This is a genomic window from Streptomyces sp. NPDC091416 (assembly GCF_044756845.1).
GTDB lineage: Bacteria > Actinomycetota > Actinomycetes > Streptomycetales > Streptomycetaceae > Streptomyces.
Genome location: NZ_JBIVTU010000001.1, coordinates 526,581 through 540,001, shown reverse-complemented (window position 1 = coordinate 540,001; position 13,421 = coordinate 526,581). Strand labels below are relative to the sequence as shown.

14 protein-coding genes are annotated in these 13,421 nt (G+C 70.7%); 6 read left to right on the top strand and 8 right to left on the bottom strand.

Translation table 11 applies throughout. From position 1 onward, the window contains the following. Positions 1–45 precede the first annotated feature (45 nt). Complete coding sequence (gene glpX / locus ACIQMX_RS02170) at positions 46–1,077, bottom strand: class II fructose-bisphosphatase (protein WP_148020488.1); 1,032 nt, start codon at positions 1,075–1,077, stop codon at positions 46–48. A gap of 238 nt (positions 1,078–1,315) precedes the next feature. Here glpX and ACIQMX_RS02165 point away from each other — a divergent pair, with 238 nt between their 5' ends. Further along, positions 1,316–1,834 (top strand): DUF4245 domain-containing protein, encoded by a 519-nt coding sequence (locus tag ACIQMX_RS02165; RefSeq protein ID WP_363066649.1) that lies wholly within the window; start codon positions 1,316–1,318, stop codon positions 1,832–1,834. 94 nt (positions 1,835–1,928) lie between these two features. On the opposite strand, the gene ACIQMX_RS02160 is transcribed toward ACIQMX_RS02165, so the two are convergent. The 4 genes from ACIQMX_RS02160 to ACIQMX_RS02145 form a co-directional block, all read right to left on the bottom strand. Further along, positions 1,929–2,519 carry a malonic semialdehyde reductase gene (locus ACIQMX_RS02160; protein WP_402474417.1) on the bottom strand — a complete coding sequence of 197 codons (591 nt, stop codon included), beginning with the start codon at positions 2,517–2,519 and terminating at the stop codon, positions 1,929–1,931. A gap of 185 nt (positions 2,520–2,704) precedes the next feature. Further along, complete coding sequence (locus ACIQMX_RS02155) at positions 2,705–2,971, bottom strand: exodeoxyribonuclease VII small subunit (protein WP_363066647.1); 267 nt, start codon at positions 2,969–2,971, stop codon at positions 2,705–2,707. 49 nt (positions 2,972–3,020) lie between these two features. Next, entirely contained in the window at positions 3,021–4,232 is a 1,212-nt protein-coding gene (xseA, locus tag ACIQMX_RS02150; protein WP_363066646.1) for an exodeoxyribonuclease VII large subunit, read from the bottom strand. A gap of 283 nt (positions 4,233–4,515) precedes the next feature. Continuing rightward, positions 4,516–5,886: an APC family permease gene (locus ACIQMX_RS02145; protein WP_402474415.1), complete on the bottom strand. Its 1,371-nt coding sequence runs from the start codon at positions 5,884–5,886 to the stop codon at positions 4,516–4,518. Between the two features lie 152 nt (positions 5,887–6,038). Between ACIQMX_RS02145 and ACIQMX_RS02140 the strand changes: the two genes are divergently transcribed. Both ACIQMX_RS02140 and ppgK read left to right on the top strand, forming a co-directional pair. Then, positions 6,039–7,028 carry a 4-hydroxy-3-methylbut-2-enyl diphosphate reductase gene (locus ACIQMX_RS02140; protein WP_363066644.1) on the top strand — a complete coding sequence of 330 codons (990 nt, stop codon included), beginning with the start codon at positions 6,039–6,041 and terminating at the stop codon, positions 7,026–7,028. A 98-nt stretch (positions 7,029–7,126) separates the two neighbouring features. Continuing rightward, positions 7,127–7,864: a polyphosphate--glucose phosphotransferase gene (gene ppgK, locus ACIQMX_RS02135; RefSeq protein ID WP_363066643.1), complete on the top strand. Its 738-nt coding sequence runs from the start codon at positions 7,127–7,129 to the stop codon at positions 7,862–7,864. 22 nt (positions 7,865–7,886) lie between these two features. Here the strand turns inward: ppgK and ACIQMX_RS02130 are convergent, their stop codons facing one another. Further along, a complete protein-coding gene (locus tag ACIQMX_RS02130; protein ID WP_402475569.1) occupies positions 7,887–8,492 on the bottom strand; it encodes a DUF6542 domain-containing protein in 606 nt (201 codons plus the stop codon). A 343-nt stretch (positions 8,493–8,835) separates the two neighbouring features. Here ACIQMX_RS02130 and ychF point away from each other — a divergent pair, with 343 nt between their 5' ends. The 3 genes from ychF (at position 8,836) to ACIQMX_RS02115 (ending at position 10,819) form a co-directional block, all read left to right on the top strand. Continuing rightward, complete coding sequence (gene ychF / locus ACIQMX_RS02125; RefSeq protein WP_363066642.1) at positions 8,836–9,924, top strand: redox-regulated ATPase YchF; 1,089 nt, start codon at positions 8,836–8,838, stop codon at positions 9,922–9,924. Positions 9,925–10,139: 215 nt separating this feature from the next. After that, complete coding sequence (locus tag ACIQMX_RS02120; RefSeq protein ID WP_402474413.1) at positions 10,140–10,424, top strand: hypothetical protein; 285 nt, start codon at positions 10,140–10,142, stop codon at positions 10,422–10,424. Next, entirely contained in the window at positions 10,406–10,819 is a 414-nt protein-coding gene (locus ACIQMX_RS02115) for a PIN domain-containing protein (protein ID WP_037661709.1), read from the top strand. Before ACIQMX_RS02120 ends, ACIQMX_RS02115 begins: the two co-directional genes overlap by 19 nt. 602 nt (positions 10,820–11,421) lie before the next feature. On the opposite strand, the gene ACIQMX_RS02110 is transcribed toward ACIQMX_RS02115, so the two are convergent. Next, positions 11,422–12,093: a response regulator gene (locus tag ACIQMX_RS02110; protein ID WP_402474411.1), complete on the bottom strand. Its 672-nt coding sequence runs from the start codon at positions 12,091–12,093 to the stop codon at positions 11,422–11,424. After that, positions 12,090–13,310, bottom strand: a complete 1,221-nt coding sequence (locus ACIQMX_RS02105; RefSeq protein WP_402474410.1) for a sensor histidine kinase — start codon at positions 13,308–13,310, stop codon at positions 12,090–12,092. Before ACIQMX_RS02105 ends, ACIQMX_RS02110 begins: the two co-directional genes overlap by 4 nt. Between the last annotated feature and the right edge of the window lie 111 nt (positions 13,311–13,421).

The following is a 13,421-nucleotide window of genomic DNA, read 5'->3' as shown; positions in this document are numbered from 1 at the left end:
CCCCACCGCACATGGGGGGCGCCTCTTCGCGGGGACGTGCCTACGTCACTTCGCGCGGTCGAAGTCGATCGCGCTGTAGGCACGCAGCTTCGACAGCCGGTGGGTGGAGTCGATCTTCCGGATGGTGCCCGACTTGGAGCGCATGACGATCGACTCGGTCGTCGCCGTCTCCGCGCGGTAGCGCACGCCCCGCATCAGCTCGCCGTCCGTGATGCCGGTGGCCACGAAGAACACGTTGTCGCCACTGACCAGGTCGTCCGTGGACAGCACCCGGTCCAGGTCGTGTCCGGCGTCCAGGGCGCGCTGCCGTTCGGCCTCGTCCTTCGGCCAGAGCTTGCCCTGGATGACACCGCCGAGGCACTTTATGGCGCAGGCCGAGATGATGCCCTCGGGCGTGCCGCCGATCCCCATCAGCAGGTCGACGCCGGTGCCCTCGCGGGCGGCCATGATCGAGCCCGCGACGTCGCCGTCGGAGATGAACTTGATCCGGGCGCCGGTCTCGCGGATCTCCCTGACGATGCCCTCGTGGCGGGGGCGGTCCAGGATGACGACGGTGACGTCCTCGGGCATGGAGTTCTTCGCCTTGGCGACCCGGCGGATGTTCACCGAGACGGGGGCGTTGATGTCCACGAAGTCGGCGGCCTCGGGACCCGTGACCAGCTTGTCCATGTAGAAGACGGCGGACGGGTCGAACATCGCGCCCCGGTCCGCAGCGGCCAGCACGGCGATCGCGTTCGGCATGCCCTTGGCGTTCAGGGTGGTGCCGTCGATCGGGTCGACGGCGATGTCGACCTCGGGGCCGGTGCCGTCGCCGACGCGCTCGCCGTTGAACAGCATGGGGGCTTCGTCCTTCTCGCCCTCACCGATGACGACGATGCCGTTCATCGACACGGTGGAGACGAGGGTCCGCATGGCCTTCACGGCGGCGCCGTCGGCGCCGATCTTGTCCCCGCGGCCGACCCAGCGCCCGGCGGCCATGGCGGCGGCCTCGGTGACCCGGACGAGCTCCAGGGCGAGGTTGCGGTCGGGGGCCTCCGGGGAGACCTCCAGCTGGGACGGCAGATGATGCTCGGACATCGGAGCGCACCTTTCTGTACGACGACGACCGGATGAGGGTGATGTGACTCTATCGTCAGGTCGATAAAATGAGCAGACCGGGTCACGAATGAGCGGCCCTCTCGATCGTGCCCATGGCGACCGGGCCCATGACTGCGTCCGTCGGTCCGTCCCGGCTCCGTCGCGCCGTCCACCCGCTCCCGTCCCCCGACCCGGTCCCGCGCTTCGGTGCCGCCGGGGCTGATGCGACGATGGACGCGTGGCAAGCAAGCGAGGCAAGCAGACAGTTCGGGACATGTTCCTGTCGTTGGCGGTGATCTCCGCGGTGGCGGGCGTCGCCTACATCTTCGTTCCGCACGACGACAAGGCCGATCCGGTCAAGGCGGTCGACTACCGGGTCGAGCTCCTGACCGCGCGGCGCGCGGCCCCGTACCCGGTCGCGGCCCCGAGCGGCCTGGCGCAGGACTGGAAGCCCACCTCGGTCGGTTACGACCGCGAGGCGGGCAACAGCTGGCACCTGGGCTTCCTGGACCCGGACGGCAAGTACGTCGCGGTGGAGCAGTCCACCTCCGCTGCGGACAAGTACGTCGCCGAGGTCAGCCAGAAGGCGAAGGACACCGGGCGCACGCAGCAGGTGGCGGGCGAGACCTGGCAGCACTGGGAGGGCCCGAAGTACGACGCCCTCGTGCGCCGGGACAAGGGTGCGACCACGGTCGTGACCGGATCCGCCTCCGCGGAGCGGCTGACGGAGATGGCGGCGTCACTGAAGACGTCCTGACGCCCGCGCTTCGGCGTGGGGGTACGAGGAAGGCCCTGGAGCTCGAGCTCCAGGGCCTTCCCTGTGTCCATGTGCCCCCTGGGGGCGGCGTGGCTCAGACGGTCTTGACGACCTCGTCGAACGCCAGGCGCGGCAGGCGCGGGAACCAGGCGTCCTCGCCCGGCTTGCCGATGTTGACGACCATCAGCACGTTGTGGTCGCCGTCGAGGAACTCCTTCTCGATCCCGGCGGCGTCGTAGCCCGTCATCGGGCCGGCGGCCAGGCCGGCGGCGCGGACGCCGATGATGAAGTAGGCGGCCTGCAGGGCGGCGTTCAGCGAGGCGGCCGACTCGCGGACCGGGCGCTCGGAGAAGAACAGGTCCTTGGCCTGCGGGAAGTGCGGCAGCAGGGCCGGGAGCTCCTCGTGGAACTCGTTGTCCGCGACCAGGATCGCGACCAGCGGGGCGGTCGCGGTCTTCGGCTGGTTGCCCTCGGCCATGTGCGGGAGCAGCCGGGCGCGGGCCTCGTCCGAACGGACCAGGATGACGCGCAGCGGCGACTGGTTGAACGCGGTCGGGCCGTACTTGACCAGGTCGTAGATCGCCTGGACCTGCTCGTCGGTCACCGGCTCGTCGGTGAAGGTGTTGGCGGTGCGGGCCTCACGGAAGAGGAGGTCCTGGGCGGCGGGGTCAAGAACGAGGGACATCTTGCGTATTACCTTCCGGACGTACACGGGGGATCAAGCAACGCTGATCACGGTACGCGAGAGGTAGGTTAACTTTCAACTAAAACGGGAGGGGAGTGACTGACTGCACACCGCAGACGCCTTGCGCTGTGCCGCCGGGCCTGTGTCCGGCAACCCGCACCGGCCGCCACCGGGCCCGTGTCCGCTCAGCCCGCGTCGGCCGCCGTGTCCCCGGCGTCCTCCCCGGGGGCGCCGGGTCCCGCCAGCGCCGCGTCGAGACGGGCACGCGCACCCTCCAGCCAGTGCCGGCACACCTTCGCCAGCTCCTCGCCACGTTCCCACAGTGCGAGGGAGTCCTCCAGCGAGGTTCCGCCCGCCTCCAGGCGGCGCACCACCTCGATCAGCTCGTCGCGCGCCTGCTCGTAACCGAGCGTGCCCGTCGCCGCAGCCGTCGTCGTCCCGTCGTCCGTCATGTGATCCACCCTATGCGTCGGCATGTCCGTTCCCCGCGGCCGCGGCCGCTCATCCGTCGACCCGCACCGTGAACTCGCCCCCCGACACCCGGGCCCGCAGCGCGTCCCCGGCGGCGCCCGCGTCGGCCGGGTCCCGGACCACGTGCCCGTCGGCCCGCTGGAGCACCGCGTAACCACGCTCCAGCGTCGCCGCGGGCGACAGGGCGAGGACGCGGGCGCGGGTGTGGGCGAGCTCCGAGTCCGCGCGGTCCAGCAGATGGCCCAGCACCCGCCGGCCCCGCCCGATCAGCGCGTCGACCTCCGAGGCACGCTCGTCCACCATCCGCTGCGGGTGCTCCATGGAGGGCCGCCCCAGCGCATGCGCCAGGCCCCGCTCCTCCCGGTCGAGCAGTCCCCGTACCGTCCGCAGCGCCCGGTCCCGCAGCTGCTGCACCCGGTCCAGCTCCTCGCCCACGTCGGGCACGATCTTCTTCGCCGCGTCCGTGGGCGTGGAGGCCCGTACGTCGGCGACCAGGTCGAGCAGCGGGGAGTCGGGTTCGTGCCCGATCGCCGAGACGACCGGGGTGCGGCAGGCGGCGACCGTACGGATCAGCTCCTCGTCCGAGAACGGCAGCAGATCCTCCACGCTGCCGCCGCCGCGCGCCACGACGATCACGTCCACGTCGTCGAGCGCGTCGAGCTCCTTGACCGCGCCGACCACCTGGTTCACCGCGTGCACGCCCTGCACCGCGGTGTTGCGCACCTCGAAGCGGACGGCGGGCCACCGGCGGCGCGCGTTCTCCAGCACATCGCGTTCGGCGGCCGACGCGCGTCCGCAGACCAGCCCGATCAGCTGGGGCAGAAAAGGCAGCGGCTTCTTGCGGTCGAGAGCGAACAGGCCTTCCGAGGCCAGGGACTTCTTGAGCTGCTCCAGCCGGACCAACAGCTCACCGATGCCGACCGGGCGTATCTCCGTGGCCCGCAGCGAGAGCTGGCCGCGGGGCGCGTACCACTCGGGCTTCGCGAGGACGACGACGCGCGCGCCCTCCGTCACCACGTCCGCGATCCGGTCGAAGACCTGCCGGAAGCACGTCACGCTCACCGAGATGTCGTGGGACGGGTCGCGCAGGGTCAGGAACACCACCCCGGCACCCGGCCGCCGCGACAGCTGCGTGATCTGCCCCTCGACCCAGACCGCGCCGAGCCGGTCGATCCAGCCGCCGATCAGCCGCGACACGTCACCGACGGGCAGCGGAGCGTCCGGGGAAGTTTGGAGAGCCATGCGAGCGAGCGTATCCGCCGGCACCGACAACGGGCCCGGACCCCACCGCGCCCGTACGCCCGCAGGAGGGACCGCCCTTGCCGCGACCGTACGCCTTCAAGAGGGACCGTCCTTGCCGCGGCCGTACGACCCAGGGGGACCCGCCCTCGCGTCGCCCGCACGCCACCAGGGCCGTTTCCGTACCTTGCCCGGACGCCACCGGGACCGGCCTCACCGCGCCCGCCCGCACACAAGGGGCCCGTCCCCACCGCCCGCCCGCAACCAGGGCCGGTCCTCGCCGCCCTCACGCCGCCGCCCGGCGCCCCCGTTGCGCCGCCAGCACCACCAACCCCACCGCCAGCCAGCACGCGCCCACCACCTGAGCGCTCGTCGTCGCCTCCACGATCACCGCGATCAGCACCGCGGCCCCCACCACCGGGACCAGGACATGGCGCCACCAGCTCGGCGACCCCTCCATCCGCCGCACCACGAACCAGCCGACCACCGACGCGTGGAGCAGGACGAACGCGGTCAGCGCCCCGACGTCCACCACGGACACCAGATGATCCAGACCGTCGTCCCGCCGGGCCGCCCACACCGCCGCCACCATCGTGATGACCGCCGCGATCAGGATCGCGATCCTCGGCACCCCCGAACCCGGATCGACCTTGGACAGCAGCGAGGGCAGCCGGCGCTCCCGGGCCATCGCGAACAGCAGCCGCCCGGCCGCCGCCTGCCCGGCCAGCGCCGCGAACGCCGCCCCGATCGCCTTGCTGACCGCCACCAGATCGTGCAGCCAGGTTCCGACCGCGGAGTCCACCACGTCGTAGAACGCCGAGCCCTGCGCCACCGGATCGGCGGCCAGCTCCGCCGACGACATCGGCTCCAGCAGCGCCGCCAGATACGCCTGCGCCACGAACAGCACCCCCGCCAGCACCAGGCAGAACAGCACCGCCCGCGCCACCTTCGCCGAGCCGCCCGTCACCTCCTCCGCGAACGAGGCGATGGCGTCGAAGCCCAGATACGAGAGCACCGCCACGGACACCGCGCCCAGCACCGCCGTCGCGGAGAAGCCCGCATCCCCGGTGAGCGGCGACAGCCAGCCCCGCTGCGCCCCGTCCTGTACGAGCACCACCACCGCGGACACCAGGAACACCAGCAGCACCACGATCTCCATCGCGAGCACCGCGAAGCCGACCCGGGCCGCCGCCCGTACGCCCCAGAGGTTGAGCAGCGTGGTCAGGACCACCGCCAGGGCCGTCCACACCCACCGCGAGACCTCGGGAACCAGCGCGTTCATCGCGATCCCGGAGAAGAGATAGGCGACCGCGGGGATCAGCAGGTAGTCCAGCATCGCCATCCACCCGGCGATGAACCCGGGGCCTTCGCCGAGCCCCTTGCGCGCGTACGCGAAGACCGACCCCGCCAGCGGGGCGACCCGCACCATCTGGGCGTAACTGAAGGCGGTGAACGCCATGACGACGGTCGCGGCGATGTACACCAGCGCCACGGCACCGTCGGATTTCGCGTCGAGGGTGCCGAAGACGCCGACGGGGGCCATCGGAGCGATGAAGAGCAGCCCGTAGACCACCAGGTCCCGGAAGCCGAGCGTCCGCCGGAGCCTCACCTCCTCCGTCGAACCGCCGGTGCCGGTTTCCGTACCGCTGCCGGCCATGGGCCCTCCGTCGTTCGATTCATCGGTCGCCTCATCGGTCGCGTGATGATCAGTCTCCCGACCTCGTCGTCCCCGCGCCTGTTCGGTACGCCCCAACGGCCTCTCCCGGGGCCGGGAGCGGCCCGCGCCCGGCCCCGGGACAGGCCGTTACGATGGGACGCATGACTGCTCCGACACCCCGCCGCGTCCTGCTCGCCGCTCCCCGTGGCTACTGCGCGGGCGTGGACCGTGCCGTGATCGCCGTGGAGAAGGCCCTGGAGCAGTACGGCTCCCCGGTCTACGTACGCCACGAGATCGTCCACAACAAGTACGTCGTGCAGACCCTGGAGAAGAAGGGCGCGATCTTCGTCGAGGAGACCGCCGAGGTCCCCGAGGGCTCGATCGTCATGTTCTCCGCACACGGCGTCGCGCCGACCGTGCACGAGGAGGCGGCGCAGCGGAAGCTCGCCACGATCGACGCGACCTGCCCGCTCGTCACCAAGGTCCACAAGGAAGCCGTCCGCTTCGCGCAGGACGACTTCGACATCCTCCTGATCGGCCACGAGGGCCACGAGGAGGTCATCGGCACCTCCGGCGAGGCCCCCGACCACATCACCCTGGTCGACGGCCCCGAGGACGTCGCGAACGTCGAGGTGCGCGACCCGTCCAGGGTCGTCTGGCTCTCCCAGACCACGCTCTCGGTCGACGAGACGATGGAGACCGTCGGCGCGCTCAAGGAGAAGTTCCCGCTCCTGATCTCGCCGCCCAGCGACGACATCTGCTACGCCACGCAGAACCGCCAGATCGCGGTGAAGCAGATGGGCGCGGACGCCGACCTCGTGATCGTCGTCGGCTCGAAGAACTCCTCGAACTCGGTCCGCCTGGTCGAGGTCGCGCTCGGTGCGGGTGCGGGCGACTCCCACCTCGTCGACTCCGCCGACGAGATCGAGGAGGCCTGGCTGGAGGGCGTCTCGACGGTCGGGGTCACCTCCGGCGCGTCCGTGCCCGAGGTGCTGGTCGACGGCGTGCTGGCCTGGCTGTCCGAGCGGGGCTTCGAGGACGTCGAGATCGTGAAGGCGGCCGAGGAGTCGATCGTGTTCTCCCTGCCCAAGGAGCTCCGCCGCGACCTGCGCGCGGAGGCGGCCGCGCTGTCGGCGGAGTAGCACCTGGTGCGGCTGGGCTCGTTCCCCGCCCATTCGCTCTCCGCCCGGTTTCCCGTTCCAGGAAGTGAGCGGGGCCGGGTGCCCGTACCGTGGATCACATGGAGATCTTCGGCGTGGACATCGGCGGTTCCGGGATCAAGGGTGCTCCCGTGGACCTGGACCGCGGAGACCTGGCGCGGGAGCGCCACAAAGTACTCACCCCGCATCCGGCCACGCCCGAGGACGTGGCCGGATGCGTGGCCGAGGTGGTCGGCCACTTCGACTGGCAGGGACCGGTGGGCATCACGTTCCCGGGCGTCGTCACCAGCGGTCTCACCCGGACCGCCGCCAACGTCGACAAGGGCTGGATCGACCTGGACGCCCGCACCCTGCTCGGCGACAAGCTCGGCCTCCCGGTCACCGTCCTGAACGACGCGGACGCGGCCGGCGTCGCCGAGATGACCTTCGGCGCGGGCCGGGGCCGCAAGGGCACGGTCATCGTGCTGACCTTCGGTACGGGGATCGGCAGCGCGCTCTTCATCGACGGCAGGCTCGTGCCCAACACCGAGCTCGGCCATCTGGAGCTGCACGGCCACGACGCGGAGAAGCACGCCTCCACCAAGGCCAAGGAGGACGGGGACCTGAGCTGGCACCACTGGGCGCACCGGGTGCAGAAGTACCTGGCCCATGTGGAGATGCTGTTCTCGCCCGAGCTGTTCATCATCGGCGGCGGTGTCAGCCGCAAGGCCGACAAGTTCCTGCCGCTGATCGAGCACGTGCGGGCCGAGATGGTGCCCGCGGAACTGCAGAACAACGCGGGCATCGTGGGCGCGGCGATGGCGGCAGCGGGCCGCTGAGGCTCCCTGGAGCGTCCGCGCGCTAGCGCCGGGACGGGCGCCGCGGGGTCCGCCCGGCGGGCCGCGCCGACGGTGACGGCTGCCCGGCCGGCCGTGCGGTCTGCGCGGCCAGCAGCATCCGCCGCTGCCGGGCCCGCATCAGGCGGACCTTGCGCACGGTCGCGATCAGCCCGGCGACGAGCGTGCCGCCGTACAGCCAGCCGGCGTGGACGGCGAGGGCGGTGACGACGGCCATGGTCTGCCCGCCGAAGCCGCCCGTGCCGCCGGCGATCGGGATGATGCCGACGGCGAACGCGATCGGCACACTGATCGGCGCGGTCACCAGGTCGGCGGGCCGCACCCAGAGCGCGGTCAGCGCGCTGACCGGCAGGAACAGCACACCGAACACGGCGGACGAACCGTCGAACAGCAGCCAGTCCGCGCAGCCGACGAGGAACATGACGGCAGCGGCGAAGAGCCCGGCGCCGATACCGGTGAGCCGGGGATTGGGCAGCCGCCGCAGGGCGAGCACGGCCGGGGCCACCGGGCGGCCCCGGCCGGCCGGCGGGCTCGTCACCCGGTAGACGGTCGCGCCTTCGCCGACGGCTCCTCCGGCTCCTTCGGCTCCCTTGGTCCCGAGCGGGGACAACGGGGCCGGTCGGGTCTGCCTGCGCTGCGGGGGACGTGTCCTGTGCTGCTCCACCGGGACAACGTAGGTCGCCGGGCGGCCGGAAGCGGGTGCGGGACACGCGCTTTGGGCGACCTTGGCGATGAGTTCGATGCCACACGGCCCAACGGGAACCGATCCGGCCCCCGATGCCGCCCCGGACCCGGCGCGAACCATCGCCCCGGTCCGGCCCCGGTTCCCCCCTGGATTCCCCCTTCCCCCGGACGCGTGACGGGCCGCCCGCCCCCGCCCGTAAACTGGAGAATCGGCCCACCCGGGCCCGACGTCCATTCGAGCCCGTCCACCCCCTAGGGAAGTCGCCACCGTGTCGCTCACGATCGGAATCGTCGGTCTGCCGAATGTCGGCAAGTCGACCCTTTTCAACGCCCTGACCAAGAACGACGTGCTGGCGGCCAACTACCCGTTCGCCACGATCGAGCCGAACGTCGGCGTCGTCGGCGTCCCCGACCCCCGCCTGAACACCCTCGCGGAGATCTTCGGCTCCCAGAAGGTGCTCCCGGCCACGGTCGACTTCGTCGACATCGCGGGCATCGTGCGCGGCGCGAGCGAGGGCGAGGGCCTGGGCAACAAGTTCCTCGCGAACATCCGCGAGTCGGACGCGATCTGCCAGGTCATCCGCGCCTTCAAGGACGAGAACGTCGTCCACGTCGACGGCAAGGTCTCGCCCAAGGACGACATCGAGACGATCAACACCGAGCTGATCCTCGCCGACCTCCAGTCCGTCGAGAAGGCCGTCCCCCGCCTCACGAAGGAGGCCCGCCTCCAGAAGGAGAAGGTCGCCGTCCTGGCCGCGGTCGAGGAGGCCCAGAAGATCCTGGAGGCGGGCGACACGCTCTTCCACGCGGGCATCACGGCCGGCACGGAGAAGGGCCGCCTGCTCCACGAGCTCCACCTCCTGACGACGAAGCCCTTCCTCTACGTCTTCAACGTCGACGAGGACGAGCTGGTCGACGAGGACTTCAAGAACGAGCAGCGCGCCCTGGTCGCCCCCGCCGAGGCCATCTTCCTGAACGCCAAGATCGAGTCCGAGCTGATCGAGCTCGACGACGAGGAGGCCCTGGAGCTGCTCCAGTCCATGGGCCAGGAAGAGCCCGGCCTGGCCACCCTCGGCCGCGTCGGCTTCGACACCCTCGGCCTGCAGACCTACCTCACGGCAGGCCCGAAGGAAACCCGCGCCTGGACGATCAAGAAGGGCGCCACGGCGCCCGAGGCGGCCGGTGTGATCCACACCGACTTCCAGAAGGGCTTCATCAAGGCGGAGATCATCTCCTTCGCCGACCTGGTCGAAACGGGCTCGGTCGCCGAGGCCCGCGCCAAGGGCAAGGCGCGCATGGAGGGCAAGGACTACGTCATGCAGGACGGGGACGTGGTGGAGTTCCGCTTCAACGTGTAGCGGCTGCCGTAACGCCACGTCGCTGATCTGGCAAACGTGCAGGTCAGATGGGGTCCGACTCTTCGGAGTCGGGCCCTTTGTTTTTCCCGTGCTGGGATGGTGCTGGGATGGGATGAGGGCGCCCGTGCTGGGATTTGTGCGAGCAGGGCGTTGGCCGAGCGGTGAAGGTAGTGCGGACGTGGCACTTTTCCTACTCGTTTGACACAATCGGGGGCATGGCTGAGTCGACGTACAGCATCGGGGAAGGGCCAGCGACGCGGGTGAGCCTGTCGCTGCCGGAGGGGACCGCGGAGGCGATCCGGGCTCGGGTGGGCAAGCGGGAGTTCTCCGCGTTCATTGCCGATGCGGTCGAGCGTGAGCTGCGCGGGCAGGTCCTGGACGAGTACCTGGCGGACTACGAGAGCCGCAAGGGGCCGGTCTCCGAGCCGGCTCGTCAGCGGGCGCGGCAGGTCTTCGACGAGGTGTTCACCGAGGAGGCCGAGTGGCCCGCCGCAGGCTGAGTCACGAGGGGACGCTCGTCCTCGACAGCGAGGGACTCTCGAAGCTGCTCGCCGACGAAGAACAGGTGGTGGCTCTGATCGCTGAGGCGCGCTCGCGCGGCATGGAGGTCGTGATCAGTGCGCTCACCATCATCGAGGCCGTCCACGCCCGTACGAACAAGTCACGCCTGAACTGGGTGCTTTCCGGGCTGCGGGTCGTCCCGGTCGGTGACGAGGAGGCGAGGGCTGCCTCGAAGTTGCTGATGAATGCCGGCTTGCACGGACACAAGTACGCGATCGATGCAGCCGTCGCCGAGGCCGCGCTGCGACAGCACCGCCCCGTGGTCATGCTGACTTCCGATATTGACGACATGGCCAAGCTGTGCGGCGAGCGGGTTCGGCTCGTGGCGGTTTGATTTCCCCTGGTCCGCCTTCTCCTTTTCGATGGTTGGTCAGTGAGTGGCGGTGTAGCTAGCAGTATTCGGCGTATCACCGGTTTCGGTAACCGGCGATCCGCCCGTATGTTGCCGCTCAGTAGGAGCGGGGCCCGTAGGGGCTCCAGCGGCCGAGGAAGGGCTTGAGGTCGTCGCCGCTGGGTTTCGGCGGCGTGGGCAGTTTCGGCGCTGAGACCGATTCGGTGAGGTGTTGGAGGTGCGCGTCCGCGAACGCGAGCCACGCCTCGATCTCGGTCCGCTCCTGCCCGGGCGGCAGTGACGTGGCGTGGTTGCTGTACTGATGCGATGTATTCGGCGAGACGACTGGCCTGGTACCAGGCAGCTTCCTGTGCCCAGTTGAGCACGGCCCGCTGCCGCTTGTTGAGGGCCTGGCCCATGTAGCCTCCCGCTGTTCCCTGGTGAGCTGCACCGGAGACAATGCCCGCTGCTCCTGCGGGAGATCGAGGCTGGTGGCAGGACCCCTCGTTCGGATGAGAGGTGCCGGAAGACGCTCGATGGCGGCGCCGGTGACCGAAGCGCCGGCGGTCAGCCACAGCGCTGATGTCGAGACGTCCGGCACACCGTCATTCAGGCCGTACCAGGCCGTTCTGGTAGGCGATGACGACGAGTTGGGCACGGTCGCGGGCGCCGAGCTTGGTCAGGGCACGTTGCACGTGGGTGCGTACGGTCAGGACGCTGAGGACGAGCTCTTCTGCGATCTCCTCGTTGGACTTGCCCTGGGCTGCGAGGACAGTGACTTCCTGCTCGCGCGGGGTGAGGTCGCCGAGGCGCTCCATGGGAGCGAGGGCCGCTCCCGAAGCCGTGGGGGTGGTGAGGAAGCGGGTGATCAGGGCCTGGGTGGCGCCTGGCGAGAGGAGGGCCTCGCCTGCGGCGACGGTGCGGATGCCGGCGAGCAGCGCGTCGGTGGTGACGTATTTGCCGAGGAAGCCGCTCGCGCCGAAGCGCAAAGCCTGGGCGACGTACTCCTCCGTCTCGAACATGGTCAGTACGAGCACGCGGGTGCCGGCCAGGTCGGGGTCCTCGCAGATGGCCCGGGTGGCGGCCAGGCCATCGGTTCCGGGCATGCGGATGTCCATGAGGACGATGTCGGGCTGCAGGGCGCGGGCCCGTTCGACCGCTTCCCTGCCGTCGGCGGCCTCGCCGACCACTTCCATGTCCGCACAGGAGTCGATCAGGAGCTTGAACGTGCCCCGCAGCAGGGCCTGGTCGTCGGCGAGCAGGACACGGATGGTCAACGGGTTTCCTCTGGTCGGTCGGCCAGGGCTTCCGCCCGGGTCCGTGGCTGGAGCGGGAGGGTGGCGTCGACCTCGAAGCCGCCGTCGGGGCGGGGCCCTGCGCGCAGGTCTCCGCCGACGGACGCGGCGCGTTCGCGCATGCCCATCAGGCCGTAGCCGCCGCCGGGCACGGTGGGGGCAACCGGCGGGCCGTCGTTGGTGACGGTGATGCGCAGACGGGCGTGCGCGTAGCTGAACTGGACACGGGCCTCGTGGTCGGAGGCGTGCTTGGTGGCGTTGGTGAGGGCTTCCTGGATGATCCGGTACGCGGTCAGGTCCACGCCCGGGGACAAGGGGCGCTTCTCGCCTTCGGTGGTGACGGTGACGGTGAGACCGGCCGACGCGCACGCGGCCACCAGTTCGGGCAGACGGCCCAGGCCCGGCGCGGGCTCCAAGGAGTCGGCTTCCGGGCTGCCTGTCTGGCGCAGCACGCCTACGGTGGCGCGGAGTTCGAGGAGCGCGGAGGTGGTGGTTCCGACCAGGTCGTTGAGGATCTTCTGGGCCTGTTCGGGCCGGGTGGGGGCGAGGTGGGCGGCGGTGCCGGCCTGGGCGTGGGCCACGGCCATGTGGTGGGCGACCGCATCGTGCAGCTCGCGGGCGATGCGCATGCGTTCCTCGGCGACCCGCAGCCGGGCCTCTTCCTCACGGGTGTGCTCGGCGTGCGCGGCACGGGCCTGTACGGATTCCAGGTAGGCGCGGCGGAAGCGGCTCAGGCCGCCGAGGGCCAGGGGCAGGAGCAGCCAGAAGACGGTGCCCACGGACCGGAGCATGAAGTCGTCGCCGATCGGTACGGCGGACAGGGAGGTGGCCACGAGGACGGCCATGGTCGGGTAGGCGCAGAGGCTGGTGGTGCGCGAGTCGGTGAGGGTGGCGAGCCAGTACAGGGCGGCCATCACCGGGGCCAGGAGCAGGGGGCTGGGCAGGTGACCGAGGCCGGTCAGGACTGCGGCGGACGCCGCGGTGATGACGAGTGCGGCGCGCGGACAACGGCGAGCCTTGAGCAGCGCCGCCCCGCACAGGAGGGCGAGGATCCGGGCGGGCCACGGATTGACCGGGGCGGGGGAGTCGGTGGTGCTGACCTCGGCTCCGAACACCATGCAGGCGCACAGTGCGACGGCCATCACCGCATCGGCGACGTGCGGGTGGCGTCCCGCAAACCGTTCGAGGTAGCTCGTCATCACGTTTCTCCTGGTGCCTGTGCTGGGTCCATGGTTGCCGATGATCAGGAGGACGGCCGTATGGCCGCCCGGGACGTGGTGTCCGGGGCGGCCATACGGGAGTGGGGCGAG

Bases quoted from the DNA above. Each gene is read 5' to 3' on its own strand.
- glpX (WP_148020488.1), bottom strand. From the start codon at position 1,077: ATGTCCGAGCATCATCTGCCGTCCCAGCTGGAGGTCTCCCCGGAGGCC.
- ACIQMX_RS02160 (WP_402474417.1), bottom strand. From the start codon at position 2,519: ATGTCCCTCGTTCTTGACCCCGCCGCCCAGGACCTCCTCTTCCGTGAG.
- ACIQMX_RS02155 (WP_363066647.1), bottom strand. From the start codon at position 2,971: ATGACGGACGACGGGACGACGACGGCTGCGGCGACGGGCACGCTCGGT.
- xseA (WP_363066646.1), bottom strand. From the start codon at position 4,232: ATGGCTCTCCAAACTTCCCCGGACGCTCCGCTGCCCGTCGGTGACGTG.
- ACIQMX_RS02145 (WP_402474415.1), bottom strand. From the start codon at position 5,886: ATGGCCGGCAGCGGTACGGAAACCGGCACCGGCGGTTCGACGGAGGAG.
- ACIQMX_RS02140 (WP_363066644.1), top strand. From the start codon at position 6,039: ATGGGACGCATGACTGCTCCGACACCCCGCCGCGTCCTGCTCGCCGCT.
- ppgK (WP_363066643.1), top strand. From the start codon at position 7,127: ATGGAGATCTTCGGCGTGGACATCGGCGGTTCCGGGATCAAGGGTGCT.
- ACIQMX_RS02120 (WP_402474413.1), top strand. From the start codon at position 10,140: ATGGCTGAGTCGACGTACAGCATCGGGGAAGGGCCAGCGACGCGGGTG.
- ACIQMX_RS02105 (WP_402474410.1), bottom strand. From the start codon at position 13,310: ATGACGAGCTACCTCGAACGGTTTGCGGGACGCCACCCGCACGTCGCC.